The 17,171-nt window shown below is 34.6% G+C and carries 15 protein-coding genes; 4 read left to right on the plus strand and 11 right to left on the minus strand.

The window, feature by feature from the left end; translation table 11 throughout:
* Nucleotides 1-61: 61 nt before the first annotated feature.
* The 5 genes from lpdA to BN1058_RS10420 form a co-directional block, all read right to left on the minus strand.
* Nucleotides 62-1,471 (minus strand): dihydrolipoyl dehydrogenase, encoded by a 1,410-nt coding sequence (lpdA, locus tag BN1058_RS10400; protein WP_090857041.1) that lies wholly within the window; start codon nt 1,469-1,471, stop codon nt 62-64.
* A gap of 4 nt (nt 1,472-1,475) precedes the next feature.
* The gene (locus BN1058_RS10405) at nt 1,476-3,065 is read right to left on the minus strand and encodes a dihydrolipoyllysine-residue acetyltransferase (RefSeq protein ID WP_090857044.1); all 1,590 of its coding nucleotides are present in this window, start codon (nt 3,063-3,065) and stop codon (nt 1,476-1,478) included.
* A gap of 27 nt (nt 3,066-3,092) precedes the next feature.
* Entirely contained in the window at nt 3,093-4,070 is a 978-nt protein-coding gene (locus tag BN1058_RS10410) for an alpha-ketoacid dehydrogenase subunit beta (protein ID WP_090857047.1), read from the minus strand.
* Between the two features lie 3 nt (nt 4,071-4,073).
* On the minus strand, nt 4,074-5,156 hold the full coding sequence (pdhA, locus tag BN1058_RS10415) for a pyruvate dehydrogenase (acetyl-transferring) E1 component subunit alpha (protein WP_090857050.1): 1,083 nt from the start codon (nt 5,154-5,156) through the stop codon (nt 4,074-4,076).
* Nucleotides 5,157-5,558: 402 nt separating this feature from the next.
* Nucleotides 5,559-6,218: a YkyA family protein gene (locus BN1058_RS10420; RefSeq protein ID WP_090857053.1), complete on the minus strand. Its 660-nt coding sequence runs from the start codon at nt 6,216-6,218 to the stop codon at nt 5,559-5,561.
* A gap of 182 nt (nt 6,219-6,400) precedes the next feature.
* Here BN1058_RS10420 and def point away from each other — a divergent pair, with 182 nt between their 5' ends.
* From def to rnjA, 3 genes are all read left to right on the plus strand, one after another.
* Nucleotides 6,401-6,958 (plus strand): peptide deformylase, encoded by a 558-nt coding sequence (gene def, locus BN1058_RS10425; protein ID WP_090857055.1) that lies wholly within the window; start codon nt 6,401-6,403, stop codon nt 6,956-6,958.
* Between the two features lie 461 nt (nt 6,959-7,419).
* The gene (locus tag BN1058_RS10430) at nt 7,420-7,629 is read left to right on the plus strand and encodes a DNA-dependent RNA polymerase subunit epsilon (RefSeq protein ID WP_090857058.1); all 210 of its coding nucleotides are present in this window, start codon (nt 7,420-7,422) and stop codon (nt 7,627-7,629) included.
* Between the two features lie 3 nt (nt 7,630-7,632).
* Complete coding sequence (rnjA, locus tag BN1058_RS10435; RefSeq protein WP_090857061.1) at nt 7,633-9,300, plus strand: ribonuclease J1; 1,668 nt, start codon at nt 7,633-7,635, stop codon at nt 9,298-9,300.
* Between the two features lie 51 nt (nt 9,301-9,351).
* Here rnjA and BN1058_RS10440 read toward each other — a convergent pair whose 3' ends face one another.
* The 3 genes from BN1058_RS10440 to BN1058_RS10450 form a co-directional block, all read right to left on the minus strand.
* Nucleotides 9,352-10,023 (minus strand): potassium channel family protein, encoded by a 672-nt coding sequence (locus BN1058_RS10440; protein ID WP_090857064.1) that lies wholly within the window; start codon nt 10,021-10,023, stop codon nt 9,352-9,354.
* Nucleotides 10,024-10,134: 111 nt separating this feature from the next.
* Nucleotides 10,135-11,961, minus strand: a complete 1,827-nt coding sequence (locus tag BN1058_RS10445; protein ID WP_090857067.1) for an ABC transporter ATP-binding protein — start codon at nt 11,959-11,961, stop codon at nt 10,135-10,137.
* A gap of 16 nt (nt 11,962-11,977) precedes the next feature.
* Complete coding sequence (locus BN1058_RS10450) at nt 11,978-13,729, minus strand: ABC transporter ATP-binding protein (RefSeq protein ID WP_090857069.1); 1,752 nt, start codon at nt 13,727-13,729, stop codon at nt 11,978-11,980.
* A gap of 264 nt (nt 13,730-13,993) precedes the next feature.
* Here BN1058_RS10450 and BN1058_RS10455 point away from each other — a divergent pair, with 264 nt between their 5' ends.
* Nucleotides 13,994-14,821, plus strand: coding sequence for a mechanosensitive ion channel family protein (locus BN1058_RS10455; RefSeq protein ID WP_090857072.1), 828 nt, complete (start codon nt 13,994-13,996; stop codon nt 14,819-14,821).
* 41 nt (nt 14,822-14,862) lie between these two features.
* On the opposite strand, the gene BN1058_RS10460 is transcribed toward BN1058_RS10455, so the two are convergent.
* From BN1058_RS10460 to dapD, 3 genes are all read right to left on the minus strand, one after another.
* The gene (locus BN1058_RS10460) at nt 14,863-15,102 is read right to left on the minus strand and encodes a YkuS family protein (protein ID WP_090857075.1); all 240 of its coding nucleotides are present in this window, start codon (nt 15,100-15,102) and stop codon (nt 14,863-14,865) included.
* Nucleotides 15,103-15,189: 87 nt separating this feature from the next.
* The gene (locus BN1058_RS10465) at nt 15,190-16,305 is read right to left on the minus strand and encodes an N-acetyldiaminopimelate deacetylase (RefSeq protein ID WP_090857078.1); all 1,116 of its coding nucleotides are present in this window, start codon (nt 16,303-16,305) and stop codon (nt 15,190-15,192) included.
* Nucleotides 16,306-16,380: 75 nt separating this feature from the next.
* Entirely contained in the window at nt 16,381-17,103 is a 723-nt protein-coding gene (gene dapD / locus BN1058_RS10470; protein ID WP_090857081.1) for a 2,3,4,5-tetrahydropyridine-2,6-dicarboxylate N-acetyltransferase, read from the minus strand.
* Nucleotides 17,104-17,171: the final 68 nt, after the last annotated feature.

The following is a 17,171-nucleotide window of genomic DNA, read 5'->3' on the forward strand; positions in this document are numbered from 1 at the left end:
TATAATTTAACATAGGCAAAAAGCTCACACTTTTATAGTAAGTGTAAGCTTTTTTGAAAATTTATTTTACAATATGAATTGGTGTACCCATAGCTACTTCTGCAGCTTCCATTGTAATTTCACCTAGAGTTGGATGAGCATGAATGGTTAATGCTAGATCTTCAGCGGTCATTCCAGCTTCGATTGCTAAACCAAGTTCAGAAATCATATCACTCGCATTTGCACCAGCAATTTGTGCACCTAATACTAAGCCATCATCTGTTCGAGTAACAAGCTTAACAAAACCATCCCCATTACCTAATGATAATGCACGCCCATTTGCAGCGAATGGGAATTTCGCAGCTTTCACATCAAAACCAGCATCTTTCGCATCTTGTTCTGTATAACCAACAGTAGCTAACTCCGGTTCAGAGAATACAACAGCAGGGATACCGTTATAATCAATCTCTGTCTTCTCACCAGCAATCGCTTCTGCTGCAATTTTACCTTCATAAGATGCCTTATGAGCAAGTGGTGCGCCAGGAACAATATCTCCAATTGCATAGATATTATCTATATTTGTACGACATTGATTATCAATTTTAATTATACCTTTTTCATTCATCTCAATACCTAATTGTTCTAAACCAATTTCAGTAGTATTTGGATAACGTCCCACAGTAACTAGTACATAATCTGCTTCAATTGTTTCTTCTTTCCCTTTAGCTTCATATGTCACTTTTACGCCGTCGTCTGTTATTTCTGAACTTTTTGCCATTGCTTCCGTCACAATAGAAACATTTTTCTTTTTCAGGTTACGTTTAACTAAAGATGACATTTGACTTTCAAAACCACCAAGAATGTCTTTCGCACCTTCAAGAATGGTTACTTCGGTACCAAAGTTAGCATATGCAGTACCTAATTCCGTTCCTACATAACCACCGCCGATTACAACCATTTTCTTAGGAATTTCTTTTAGATTTAAAGCACCTGTAGAATCTAAGACACGATCAGAGAATTTGAAAGTTGGAATCTCAATAGGTGTTGAACCAGTTGCGATAATACAATTTTTAAATGTATAACTTTGAGAGTTTTTCTCATCCATTACACGTACTGTATTCTGATCAACAAAGTATACTTCACCCTTAACGATATCCACTTTGTTTCCCTTTAATAGTCCTTCTACACCACTAGTTAATTTATTTACAACACTAGATTTCCACTCTTGTACCTTCGAGAAATCAACAGATACATTTTCAGCAGAAATACCCATTTCCTTTGAACCGTGCGCCTCTTCGTAACGATGGCCAGCTTGAATTAATGCTTTAGAAGGAATACATCCTACATTTAAACAAACACCACCTAGAGCGCCTTTATCAACAATGGTAACTTTTTGCCCTGTTTGTGCAGCACGAATTGCAGCTACATATCCACCAGGACCCGCTCCAACTACTAATGTATCTAACTCAATTGGAAAATCGCCTACAACCATATTTCTACGCCTCCATCATAATTAATTGTGGATCGTTTAATAAACGTTTCACTTGATTTAATGCCATTTGTGCAGTTGCTCCATCAACAATACGGTGATCGAAGCTTAATGATAATGCTAATACCGGTGCAGCAACAATTTCACCATTTTTCACAACAGGTTTTTCTGCAATTCGTCCAATACCTAATATTGCAGCTTCTGGATAATTAATTACCGGTGTAAACCATTGTCCACCTGCTGAACCAATATTCGTAATGGTACAAGATGCACCTTTCATTTCATCTGGAGAAAGTTTTCCACCTTTTGCTTTTCCAGCTAATTCATTAATTTCTTGAGATATACTAAAAATAGATTTTTTATCTGCGTCTTTTACAACAGGCACAAGTAAACCTTTATCTGTATCAGCAGCAATCCCAACATTATAGTAATGCTTGTAAACAATTTCGTCTGTATCATCATCAATTGAAGCATTGATAATTGGATAATTTTTCAACGCTGAAACTAATGCTTTAACAACATAAGGTAAGTATGTTAACTTAATCTCTTTCTCAGCAGCAACTGGTTTGAATTTCTTACGGTGAGCTACTAATTCTGTTACATCAATCTCATCATGTAGCGTAACATGGGGAGCTTTATGTTTTGAATTAACCATTGCATTTGCAATCGATTTACGGATTCCAGACATTTTTTCGCGAGTTTCTGGTAATTCTGCTGATGCTGAAACTTGCTTTTGTGATTTTGTAGCTTTTTCTTCTTTAACAACTGTTGTTCCTTGTTCAGAAGTTGTTGCTTTTTCAGAAGCAACTTGTTGATCACCATTTAAGAATGCATCAATATCTTCTTTTAAAACACGACCATTTTTACCACTACCAGAAACATTTGCAATATTCACATCATGATCACGTGCATATTTACGCACAGACGGCATTGCAATAATACGTTGATTTGAATTTGCTTTTTCCTGTTTTGCAGCTTTCGGCGCAGATTTTTCAGTTGTTTTTTGTTCTTCTGCAGGAGTCTCTTCAGCTGTACCTTCATAACCAACTGCATTAATTGTAATAATTGTTTCACCTACTGTTGCTACAGATCCCTCTTCGAAGTGAACTTCTTTCACTGTACCTTCTACAGGTGAAGGGATTTCTACTACCGCTTTATCATTTTGTACTTCACAAAGTACATCATCTTCATTGATTTCATCTCCGGCTTTAACAAACCATTTTACAATTTCTCCTTCATGAATTCCTTCCCCAATATCGGGTAGCTTAAATTCATAAATACCTGTATTACTACCTTCGTTAGTTGCTGTTTCAGAAGTTTTTTCATCTGAATCATTAGTAGTTTCTTCTTCTTCGTATCCTTCTGCATCAATTGTAATAATCGTTTCACCAACTGTTGCTACAGATCCTTCTTCAAAATGCACTTCTTTTACTGTTCCGTCTACAGGTGAAGGGATTTCTACTACTGCTTTATCATTTTGCACTTCACAAAGTACATCATCTTCGTTAATCTCATCTCCGGTTTTAACAAACCATTTCACGATTTCACCTTCGTGAATTCCTTCACCGATATCAGGCAATTTAAATTCAAATGCCATCCTTAGTGCCTCCCATCATAATTTCAATTAAAAGTTAAGTACTGTGTTTACTTTTTCGATAATATCGTTATAGTTTGGTAACCAAACTTCTTCTGCTTGCGTAAATGCATATACTGTATCAGGAGCAGCCACACGTAATACTGGTGCTTCCAAATGTAGAATTGCACGTTCTTGAATTTCCGTTACAATTTGAGAAGCCATTCCCGCTTGTTTCTGTGCTTCCTGTACAACCACTACACGATTCGTTTTTTCCACAGATTTAATAATTGTATCAATATCGATAGGCATTACAGTGCGAAGGTCAATTACTTCAGCTTGTATACCATCTTTTTCTAATTCTTCAGCAGCTTTCATAGAAGCTTGAACCATGGCACCATATGCAACTAATGTTACATCGGTTCCTTCTCGTTTTACATTTGCTTTACCTAGCTCAACTGTATATTCTTCTTCAGGAACTTCTTCACGGAATGAACGATATAATTTCATATGTTCTAAATACACAACTGGATCATTATCACGAATAGAAGAAATTAATAAACCTTTTGCATCATATGGATTAGATGGGATAACTACTTTCATACCAGGTTGTTGAGCAATTAATCCTTCAAGAGAATCGGCATGTAATTCTGGCGTGTGTACGCCACCACCAAATGGAGAACGGATAGTAATTGGCGCATTCATTGTATTACCTGTACGATAACGCAAACGTGCCATTTGTCCATTTATTGCATCCATTGCTTCATAAACGAAACCAAAGAATTGAATTTCAGGTACTGGACGGAAGCCTTGTGTAGCTAAACCAATAGAAATACCTGCTATCCCTGATTCAGCAAGGGGCGTATCAAACACTCGATCTTCACCAAATTCTTGTTGTAAACCTTCTGTTGCACGGAACACACCACCGTTTTGACCAACATCTTCACCAAAAACTAATACGTTCTCATCATTTTTTAGTTCTGTGCGTAAAGCATCAGTAATTGCTTGGATCATTGTCATTTGAGCCATGATTTACTTCGACTCCTTTGCTTTATATTCTTCCAATTGTTCTTCTAAGTGTGCAGGAAGTTCTTCATACATATTTTGAATTAGTTCTGAGACTTTTTGTTTTGGTTGTCCGTCTGCTTTTTTAATCGCAGCTTTAATTTCTTCTTTTGCTTTTTCAATCACTTCATTTTCTTGATCTTCTGACCATAGGCCTTTGTTTTCTAAGAATTTACGGAAACGAACGATTGGATCTTTTTTCTCCCATTCATTATCTAAATCTTCTGTACGGTAACGGGTCGGATCGTCACCAGCCATCGTGTGCGGACCATAACGGTACGTTAATGTTTCAATTAATGTTGGTCCTTCTCCATTTACAGCACGTTCACGCGCATCTTTCGTTGCAGCATAAACAGCCAAAACGTCCATACCATCAACTTGGATACCTTCAATTCCAGCTGCAACTGCTTTTTGAGCTAAAGTTTGAGCTGCTGTTTGCTTTTCAACTGGAACAGAAATTGCAAAGCGGTTATTTTGTACAACAAAAATCGCAGGAGCACTGTATGCACCAGCAAAGTTAATACCTTCATAGAAGTCACCTTGTGATGTACCGCCATCACCTGTATATGTTATTGCAACTGATTTTTTACCGCGCTTTTTCATACCCATAGCAACACCAGCCGCTTGCGTATATTGTGCTCCAATAATAATTTGTGGACTTAGTGCGTTTACACCCTCAGGCATTTGGTTACCATGATAATGTCCTCTTGAGAATAAAAATGCTTGATACAGTGGAAGACCATGCCAAACTAGCTGTGGTACGTCACGATATGCCGGCAGAATAAAGTCCTCTTTTTCAAGTGCAAATTGTGTACCTAATTGTGATGCTTCCTGCCCCGCTGTAGGTGCGTAGAACCCTAATCTACCTTGGCGATTTAAAGCGATTGAACGCTGATCTAATATTCTCGTATAAACCATTCTTGTCATTAATTCTTTTAGTTCATCATCTGAAAGTTCAGGCATTAATTCTTCATTGATTAGTTCGCCGTCTTCGTTCAGAATTTGAAACGTTTCAAACTGATTTTCAATATTTTCAAGTGTACGTTTCAAAAGATTCACCTCTTCCTTTCTATTTCCTTTTTATTTAACTATACTGTTCCTACATAATTGTAGAAACGCTGAACAGAATTGTACTTATTCATACAATACCCTATTGTAACTTATTTTAATCTTATTTTCTTGTTATGTAGAAACTGTTACATAGATTAATCGTATTTTCATTAGTACAATTTTAATACATTTATAAGTTTAGCTTATTATATCCCTCCGGTCAAACACTTTGACTCATATAAAGTAATTTTTTAAACAAAAAAGTTTATATTCCGCTTTCATTTACTTCTGTACTATCAAACATTATAAATCTGTACTATAGAATTTAACCAATTTGATTCTCATCGCATAACAAAAAAACTGAGTGTCCAACTTTACGTTTAGGACACTCAGTTTTTTTCATTACTCATTTTCTTCGTATGATATATTTAAATCAGTGCTTTCATAAAAAGCTCTTTTTTTATTATTGAATACATCTGTTTTTTCGTTAAAGACATCATTTGCCTCTACAACTTTTTCATATTGCGTATTTACTTTTTCAATTTGTTCAGATAAAGCATCTTCTTTAAGCTCTTCTTGTTTTAGTAATTGATATAATTCTTGGTCATAATTGAGGGACGTTTTATACGCCTCATATAATGATATATATGCTTTATATCGATCATTCATTGCTTGCTTCATTTCTTTTGCTTTTTTCTTTAATTGTTCATCTTCTAGATCTTCTATTAACGGATCAATTTTATCAAACTCTTCTTTAGCAGCATCTATACTATTCTTCTCTTTTTCCAATATATCCATTCGTTGCTCAATAGAATCTAGTGCTTGATCTGCTAATGAAGTAATTTGCTCAAATTCATCCATACTTAGTTTACTTATTTCTTGATAAATTGTTTGTTCCTCTTCTTCTAATTCTGTTAGTGGCTGCTGTTGACTAACAAATTCACTTTCCAAGGAAACTGCCTCTTCTAAATGCTTATACATTTCTTCAGTAGTTGATTCCCCAGAGCACCCAGAAATGAATAGAATCAACAGAACTACTATTCCAGCTACTTTAAACTTCAACCAGTTTACCTCCCTATTGTCTGTCTTGCTTGAAAACACCTTAATACATTTATGAAAATAGTATAACATATAATTAAATTTAACCATATCTTTCTTTTTCTGAAGATTATTTTGTACCCTTTCTTCTTTAATTTATGTTAAACTATGGTACAGTAAAATGCATCAAAAGGAGAGTGAAAACCTTGATAACAATGGAAGATATTGTTCGAGAAGGTAATCCTATTTTAGAACAAACAGCCAAACCGGTTGAACTACCAATAAAAGATCAAGATAAAGATACATTAAAAGAAATGCTTCAATATCTAAAGAATAGCCAAGATGAAAAAGTGGCCGAAAAATATCACCTTCGTCCTGGTGTTGGACTTGCAGCACCTCAAATCGGTCTATCAAAAAGAATGATTGCTGTTCATTTTGAAGACTTTAACGGGAAGCAATATAGCGAGGGGCTGATTAATCCAAAAATTGTTAGTCACTCCGTAGAAAAAACATTTCTTTCTAATGGAGAAGGATGTCTATCGGTTGATCGTGAAGTTCCAGGTTATGTTCCAAGATACGCAAAAATAACAGTCAAAGCGACAAATATAAATGGCGACCCAATTAAATGGCGCTTACGTGGTTATGCAGCAATTGTGCTTCAACATGAAATTGACCACTTAAACGGTGTAATGTTCTATGACCATATAAATAAAGCTAACCCTTTTCAAGTACCAGAGAACACGAAAGCTTGTGATATAGATTAAAAAAAGCTGATGACTAGCATCAGCTTTTTTTAATTTTGATAAAATCGTATAAGATTAGAAAATATAGAGAAAAATATACAAAAGTTAGTCAACATTCTCATGTGTTTTTTCCTTGTATTTTTAACGACATCTTAATTTTTTTTTAATCTTTTGAACGTTTCTGTTTCCAAATGAAGCATTCCATACTATACTAATAGTAAGAGGGATTGGACGGTTGAACATTTATGCTTTTCTTTAACAATTAAGAAAGGAGCTGTAAAGGCTTATGTTAAAGCGTTTGAAAGAAAAGCTTAGAAAACGTTGGAAAAAATTATTAGGCCAAAATCGTGTTCCAAATGCTTTTAAAAATGACTGTCGGTAAAAAGCATAATCAATATTCTAGATACTATTAAATTCCGTAAGAATAACATCGCTATGTGTGTAATATAAAAGATTTTTACAAGTTAATAAGGAGAGATTAAATGATTTTTAAAGTTTTATACCAAACAATACCAAATGAAATACCTGTTCGTGAAAGAACTACAAGTCTGTATTATGAAGCAGATTCTGAAAGACAAGTTCGAAAAGAATTAGCAGCTAAAAATGTAAATATAGAGTTTATCCAGCCATTAGATGGAGCACATCTAGCATATGAAAAACAATCCGAAAATTTCAAAGTGGAGAATGCATAATACATGAAGTTCGTAAAAAATGATCAGACAGCAGTATTTGCATTAGGTGGATTGGGTGAAATCGGGAAAAATACGTATGGTATACAATTTCAAGATGAAATAATTTTAGTTGATGCTGGAATTAAATTTCCTGAAGATGAGTTATTAGGTATCGATTATGTTATTCCTGATTACACCTATCTCGTTCAAAATCAAGATAAAATAAAGGGACTTTTTATCACACACGGTCACGAAGACCATATCGGTGGTATTCCTTATTTATTAAGGGAAATAAATGTTCCTATCTATGCTGGAAAACTTGCTCTTGGCTTAATCAAAAATAAATTAGACGAACATGGCCTCTTACGCAATGCAGAGCTGCACACATTTCAAGAGGATGAAATAATTAAATTTAGAAAGACTTCTGTGTCTTTCTTTAGAACAACACATAGTATACCAGACTCTTACGGAATTGTTGTAAAAACACCACCTGGAAATATTGTTCATACGGGGGATTTCAAATTTGATTTTACTCCTGTAGGTGAACCTGCCAACATAGCTAAAATGGCTGAAGTTGGTAAAGAAGGTGTTCTATGCTTATTATCTGACAGTACAAATAGTGAAGTTCCAGGTTTTACGATGTCTGAACGCGTTGTCGGTGAAAGTATTAATGATATCTTTAATCGAGTAGATGGAAGAGTAATTTTTGCAACTTTCGCATCAAATATTCACCGTTTACAACAGATGGTTGAAGCTGCTGTTAAACACAACCGTAAAATAGCAGTATTCGGTAGAAGTATGGAAGCTTCTATATCCATCGGACGCGAATTAGGTTACATCAAAGCACCTGAAGACACCTTTATTGATGCACACCAAATTAATCGACTTCCTGCAAATGAAGTAACGATACTTTGTACAGGCTCTCAAGGTGAACCTATGGCCGCTTTATCAAGAATAGCAAATGGAACACACCGACAAATTCAAATTATTCCTAATGACACAGTCGTATTTTCTTCTTCACCAATCCCTGGTAATACGGTTAGTGTCAGCAAAATAATCAATATGCTTTATCGCGCAGGTGCAGATGTCATTCATGGACCATTAAATGATATTCACACTTCTGGACATGGTAGTCAAGAAGAACAAAAATTGATGTTACGACTTTTAAGACCAAAATACTTTATGCCTATCCACGGTGAATATCGTATGTTAAAGGAACACACAAAACTCGCAGAAGCTTGTGATGTTGATCCAAGTAATAGTTTTATCATGGATAATGGCGATGTCTTGGCACTTGGAAAAGAAAATGCAAGTGTTGCTGGTAAGATTCCTTCTGGTTCCATTTACGTTGATGGAAGTGGAATTGGAGATATCGGAAACATTGTTTTACGTGACAGACGTATTTTATCTGAAGAAGGTCTAGTTATTGTAGTTGTTAGTATTAATATGAAAGAGTTCAGAATTGCATCAGGACCAGACATTATTTCTCGTGGGTTTGTTTACATGAGAGAATCAGAAGATCTAATTAATGAAGCACAAAAATTAGTGTCTTCACACTTAAATAAAGTAATGGAACGCAAAACAACGCAATGGTCTGAAATTAAAAATGAGATTACGGATACCATTGCCCCATTCTTATTTGAAAAAACAAAACGTCGTCCTATGATACTTCCTATTATTATGGAAGTATAGAAATACGAAATGAACAAAAAAGCACCTCAGAAAAATTTCTGAGGTGCTTTTTTAATCATCAACTACTAAGTTCTTTTCAAATCGTGAAATATCTTTATCTGCTCCGATTACAATTAGTACATCATCGGGCTCAATTATTTCCGCGGCCATTGGGGAAACATTTATTTCTTTCGTTATGCCCTGTTTAATTGCAACAACGTTACAACCATAGTTTGCCCGAATATCTAAATCCACTAGAGACTTTCCAATCATTTTTTTACCAACTTTTACTTCAACAATACTGTGATCATCCGATACTTCCAAATGATCTAAAATATTACTTGAAATGATACTATGTGCTATTCTTTTTCCCATGTCTCGTTCTGGATGAACAACCTGGTCTGCACCTATTTTGTTTAAAACTTTTTCATGATAATCATTTTGTGCTTTTACAGTTATTTTATTTGTCCCTAACTCTTTTAACATTAATGTCGTTAGAATACTTGCTTGAATATTATCACCAATTGCCACAATAACATGGTCTATATTACGAATACCTAATTCCTTTAAAACTTTCTCATCTGTAGCATCTGCAATGACTGCATGAGAGGCAATATCTTTAAATTCGTTTACTTTATCTTCTTCTGTATCAATAGCAAGCACTTCCATACCTTCTTCACTTAATTCACGACAGATACTTCCACCAAATCGACCTAAACCAATTACAGCAAATTCTCTTTTCATGCTTAACCCTCCTACTGCAACTTCTCAACATAGTCTATCACATTTTGGCACAAAAAGGGAGATCTATTCATAATCGAAAAAATAGAGCTGTCATATAGACAACTCTATTTACTAAAGTGCTTCTAACATTTCAAATTGTGATTTTACTAAATCAAAATATTCACCGTGTCTACGCATTAGCTCATCATGATTTCCTTGTTCTAATACTTTTCCATGCTCGAGAACAATAATATTATCCGCTTCTCTTATAGTAGATAAACGGTGTGCAATCATAATCGCTGTTCTACCATGCAATAACTTTTTGAGCGCTTGTTGAATTCTTACTTCTGTTTCTGTATCAATACTTGCGGTTGCTTCATCTAAGATTAATATCTTAGGATTAGCAAGTAGTGCTCTTGCAAACGATAATAATTGCCTTTCACCAGCTGATAAAATACTTCCTCTTTCTTCTACTTCTGTCTCATATCCGTTAGCTAAACGCATAATAAAATTATGTGCACCTACAATTTTTGCCGCATCCTTAACTTCTTCATCCGTTGCTTCAGGTCTACCAAACCGGATATTTTCCATAATAGATCCAGAGAAAATAAATGTATCTTGTAATACTACACTGATATTGTTGCGAAGACTATCCAGTTTCATATCTCTTAAATCATTTCCATCTATTTTCACTTTACCTTTTGTGGGGTCATAAAAACGACTGATTAAATTGGCAATCGTTGATTTGCCGGATCCAGTATGACCGACAAGGGCCACTGTTTCTCCAGGTTTCATTTCTAATGAAATCTCATGCAATGCAATGCGATTGTCATCATATGAAAATTGAACATGGTCAAATTCAATATGACCTCTCATATTTGCAAATACACGGGCATTCGGTTTCTCTTCTACATTTGGTTGTTCATCCAAAAATTCGAAAATTCGTTCAGATGAAGCCATCGCTACAAGTAGCTGATTGTAAATTTGACCCAGTCTAGAAATAGGTTCCCAAAACATTCCTAAAAAGAATGCAAAAGAAACAAAATCCCCTATTTCTATCGTACCTGATAGGATTAAATGTGCACCGAATGAAATTAATATTACTGTTCCTATTGCATTACTCATTTCTACAAAAGGACCAAAATAAGCACTTTTTTTCATAGCCAATCGTTCTTTTTCAAAATTATCGGTATTGACACCGTTAAAATATTCAGTATTCTCTTTCTCTTGTGAAAATGATTGTGTAATACGAATACCTTGCAAACTTTCATTTAGATGTGAATTTAGTCGTGACTTTTGAATACGAACTTCTTGCCATGACCGTCGAATATTTCTACGCAATTGAGTAGAGATATAAAACATAATTGGTAAAATGACTAAAACAGCTATCGCTAATTGCGGACTTAATGAAAATAAAATAACAATTATACCCAATAACATGACAATATCTGTTAGTAAATTAATAATACCATTTGTAAATAGTTCCTGAAGTGAGTTCACATCATTAAGGATTCTTACTAAAATAGAACCAGCTGATCGTTTATCAAAGAAGTTATGTGATAAACGTTGTACATGTGAAAATAATTGCTTTCTTAAATCATGAATAACTTTTTGACCTAAAATATTTACTAATTTTATTCGATAGCGATTCCCTAAATAGCTAAATAAATACATAATTGAAATAATGATGACTAAATAAGTTAATAAAGTAATATCTTTATTAGCTATCGCTTGATCGATCACTAGCTTACCAATAATAATGGGTACCGCTAGTCGAACGAGAGTCGAGACGAGCATTGCAACCATCGCAAGAGGAAGGGTCGTTTTTGCATAGGGTTTTACATATGCAAGTAATCTCGTCATTTGTTTCCAATTAAATGGTTTCTCTACTGCTTGATCTAACGGATAATAAAATCGTTTCAAATGCGGATTTTCATCTTTCTTTGTTTGTTTAGCCACTTATTTCCCTCCCTTTTTAATGTGTTGCATTCATAATCTCTTGTTTATCTTGATACTGAATATCATAAATTCGTTGATAAGGGCCACCATTATCCAATAAGACATCATGCGTACCACGTTCAACAATCATACCATCCTCAAGAACAAGAATTTCATCAGCATGCTTCAATGAGGAAATTCGATGGGCAATAATAAAAGTCGTACGCCCTTTCATCACTTCTTTAAGCGCCTTTTGTATCTTAAATTCCGTTTCCATATCAACAGCAGAAGTTGCATCATCCAAAATTAAAATACTAGGATCAATTAAAATTGCTCGAGCAATAGCAATTCGTTGCTTTTGACCGCCCGAAAGACCCATTCCTCTTTCACCAAGCATTGTTTCATATCCGTTGGGCATTTCCATAATAAAATCGTGTGCCTGTGCACGTTTTGCAGCTGCAACAATTTCTTCTATTGAAGCTTCAGGATTACCGTAAGCAATATTTTCTTTAATTGTTGTAGAAAATAAAAAAGATTCTTGTAATACAAAGCCAATATGCTTACGTAAAAATTTCAAATTATAATCCTTTGTTGTTTTGCCATCAATATAAACTTGACCCTCTTGCGGTTCATAAAATCTAGTCATTAACTGTGTAATACTTGTTTTACCTGCACCTGTTGCACCAATTAAACCAATGATTTTTCCCGGAGGTGCATCAAATGATATAGTTTTTAAAGCCTTATCATCTTCATCAGCGTATTGGAGTGTAACATTATCAAATGTTACATGTCCTGCAATTGTCCCAGTTGAAATAGCATTGTCTTTTTCTTGCGTATCTTCTTCCGCTTCCAATATTTCTAATAGTCTTTCCCCTGCCGCTTTTGCTTGTGAAAATTGGTTTACAATAAACCCCAATTGGACTAGTGGTCCTAATATATAGTTTACTAAACTAAAGAAGGCAATTAGTTTACCTAATGATAGATCACCATTCATCACTAAATATCCACCATAAATAAGTAATGCAACCATCGAAACATTACCGATGAATTCCATAAAAGGGAAATATTTAGCCCAAATGTTTGATGTTTTAATATTAACTTCACGATAATCTTTATTATTAACTGTAAAACGATCAATTTCGAAGTCTTCTTTTGATAATGATTTTACGGTATTCATTCCACTAACATTTTCTTGAATACGTGTATTTAATTTTCCCAATGATTTTCTAACTGTACGGAAAGCCGGGTGTACTTTTTTGTCAAATTTATAGACAACAACAGCTAAAAACGGCATTGCTGCCATGGTAACCAAGGCTAGCGGTATAGAATAAAAAAACATTACCGATAAACTAATAACAATTAGCATTACAATACGGATTAATTCTTTTAAGCCAGCAGCCAAAAAGAATTTAAAACCTTCCACATCCATTGTTAAACGAGACATCAAATCTCCTGTTCGTGCGTTATCATAGTATGTAAAGGATAATCGTTGTAGTTTTTTATATAGTCCATCCCTTAAACTAAATACCGATGACACACCAAACAAGTCTCCCAAATACTGTTGTAAAAAGTTCGAAATACCTTTTATGATCATAATTAGAATAAAGCCGATAGCTAAATAAGGTATTAGACTATATTGCTCTTTTAAAACGACGTTATCTATCGTAATTTGTAATATAATTGGATAAGTAACCGTTATTGCTGTGACCAAGATAACAAAAATTAAGGAACCAAAAAAATACTTCTTAAAAGGCCAGTAAAATTGCTTTAATTTCTTAAATGTTTCCAAATCTTATCCCTCCTCTTTTTATTTTTGTAATTACAAATATATCGGGTTACGAAATAAATATCCACCTATTTGCATGAATTTTTCTGATTTTTTTAAAAATCAGACTTAAGACGGAATGCTTTTAATAATTTATAGTCAAAAATACTTTTTACTATGCATACAACGTTCAAAGAATGGGTATAGGTTGAATATGCTTATAAGTTATAGTAAATTATCAACGGGGATTAAATTTACACACAATTACAGCAGAAAGGGAGAACGTTTATGACACTATTTGGAGTTGATCTTACAAGTTTTATAGACACATACATGGCTATAGCTATTAAAATTATTATTTTGATTATTGCTTATGCCATTGTTTCCCCATTAGGGAAAAAAATTATAACAAAAGCTTTAAGAAGAACAATGAATAAAGAGAAAATTTCTGAAGGTAGAATAAAAACACTAGAAAAACTACTTATTAATATATACGCATACCTATTGATCTTTATTTTTATTACCATGTTATTTGGAATTTTCGATTTACCTTTAGAGTCTCTTTTAGCAACTGCAGGTGTGCTTGGCCTTGCAATCGGATTCGGGGCCCAAGGTTTAGTGAGTGATATTGTCACTGGATTTTTTATTCTATTAGAAAAGCAAATTGAAGTAGATGAATATGTAAGTACAGCTGGATACAGTGGTATTGTTGAAGAAGTTGGTTTACGTACAACAAAGATTAGAAGCTTTGATGGAACATTAAATTTTATTCCTAACCGTCAGATGGGGGGAGTCAGTAATCATTCTCGTGGAACAATGCGTGCACTTGTAGATATTGGTATTAGCTACGATGATAATATTGATCACGCAATGAGTGTGCTCCAAAAAGTTTGTGATGAATTTCAGCAAGATGAACGATTTGTAGAGGGACCAGATGTCCTTGGTGTCCAAAGTTTTGGTTCTTCAGATATCGTACTTCGCATATTAGGTAGAACAGTAAACATGGAACAATGGGGTGCTGAAAGAGACATCAGGAAACGAATTAAAGAGGAATTTGATGCAAATGGAATAGAAATCCCTTTCCCTCATCAAGTTAATATCATGAAAGAATCCTAATAACTAAGAGTGGTTTCTGATGACAGAAACCACTCTCTTATTTAGAAACGAGAATCGACTTGTTGACAAACATCATCTGCTGTCAAACCATTCGCATTGATGACTGCACCTTTATAGCCAGTATCTTGCATACCCATAACATTCTTATCTTGCCCTGAAATCACACAACAATCACAGCCATCTACATCTGCTTCTTGTTTTAAATCAACTACCTCATACCCTTTTTGTTGTAATGCACCTTTCACATCTGTTAACGCACCTTCAACACCAACACGTTTCAAGGGTCATCCCTCCATTTCTATTTTGATTCAAGCTTAGTCTATACCTTACTAAGTCATTATATTCAAAATAGAAAGTGAAACAGATTATTACAATTGCCTTATGGTAGATTCAACAATATTAACACCTTTCATTAAAGCCTCCTCATTAGGGTTTAATTTACTGTGATGCAAACCATAATTTGAATCTACACCTAACCAAAACATAAAACCAGGAATATCCCGTAAAAAGTAACCAAAGTCTTCCCCAGTCATTGCAGGATTTGCTTCTTTCCATACCATATCTGACGACTTTACGATTTCTTTAAATTGTAAGACGTAATCATTATGATTGTAAACTTGATAATAATTCGATCCGTAATCAATCTTTATGCTACAGTGATGACTCTTTTCAAAACCTTTAGCCAATTGTTCAATTGATTCTTTTATATCATGAATGGCCGATGGTTCACCTGTTCGAATAGTCCCTTCAAGCCGCGCCTTTTCAGCAATGACATTTTGAACGGTACCACCAGTAATTTTTCCAATTGTTATAACGCTACTATCTAATGGATTTACTTTCCTTGCTACAATATGTTGTAATTGTGTAACGAAAGTACTAGCGGCAACTACCATATCATTCGTTAGATGTGGGTAAGCTGCATGCCCCCCTCTTCCAATAAAGTCAATAAAGAGCTCACTTGTATTTGCAAAAAGCAAGCCAGGCCTTGTAGAAACAGTGCCTACAGGTAATTCAGGTGCAATATGTAAACCGAAAATAACATCTGGTTTTAAAGTTTGAAATACTTCTGACTGTAACATTGGTAAAGCCCCACCTGGTCCCTCTTCTGCAGGTTGAAAAATAAATAACACATCATCTTCTATTGGATTTTCAGCTAGTTGCTCTAATGCACCTAATCCAATTGTCATATGAAAGTCATGCCCACATGCATGCATATTTCCTTCGTGCGTTGAAGCAAAAGAAAAGTTTGTTTCTTCTTGTATTGGTAGTCCATCGATATCTGCCCGAAAACCAATCATTTTTGATGGCTTTGTTCCTGCAACTTTGACTAAAATACCAGTTCGCCAAGTAATTATTTCTAAATACTCTTGATTAAAACTTTTTATTTTTTCTAACAAATATTGTTGTGTTTTAAATTCTTGAAAACCCAATTCTGGAATTCGATGTAATTTCTGTCTAATTTGTTTTAATTGATGTAACTCCATTTGATCAACCTCTTCTACGATCTATAATTAAATATGATAAAAGCAGGAGAAAGAATCCCCTGCTTTTTATATTTCCTATTCTTCATCAAGTTTACGTAATGCTTGCATAATTTCCGTTTTTGTTTTTGTTTGATCATCTATTTTTTTGATCATTCTCGCAGGTGTTCCAGCAACGACTGTATGTGGCTCGACATCAGTTGTTACAATGGCACCAGCAGCAACAACTGCTCCTTCTCCAACGGTTACACCTTCTAAAATAACGGCATTTGCTCCAATCACTACGCCATCTTCAACCACTACCGGTTGAGCAGACGGTGGTTCAATAACGCCAGCTAAAACTGCACCAGCACCAACGTGGCAATTCTTACCTACTGTTGCTCTCCCACCTAGTGTTGCATTCATGTCAATCATTGTACCTTCACCAATAACAGAACCAATGTTAATCATTGCTCCCATCATAATAACTGCTCCATCACCAATTTCTACTTGGTCTCTTATTACAGCACCTGGTTCAATTCTTGCGTTAATACCTTTTAAGTCTAATAGCGGAATCGCCGAATTTCTTCGATCATTCTCTAAGACATAATCCTCAATTTGCTCTTTGTATGTATCTAAAGTGTCTTTAATAACTTTCCACTCTCCAAAAAGCACACCAGTACTCGGTTGAACAAAAGCTTGGATGTTTTCATTAAATGAGATTTGATCTAAATGTTCACCCTTAATATATACTTTTACTGGTGTTGATTTTTTACTATTAGAAATAAAAGAAATTATTTCATTAGCGTCCATCATATTCATTTTAATACCTCCAATAAAACAGTTTATTTTTCATAACTTTATCAGAATAATACAAACATTGACAAGTA

Origin of the sequence: Paraliobacillus sp. PM-2, from assembly GCF_001368815.1 — a bacterium.
Classification (GTDB): domain Bacteria; phylum Bacillota; class Bacilli; order Bacillales; family Amphibacillaceae; genus Paraliobacillus.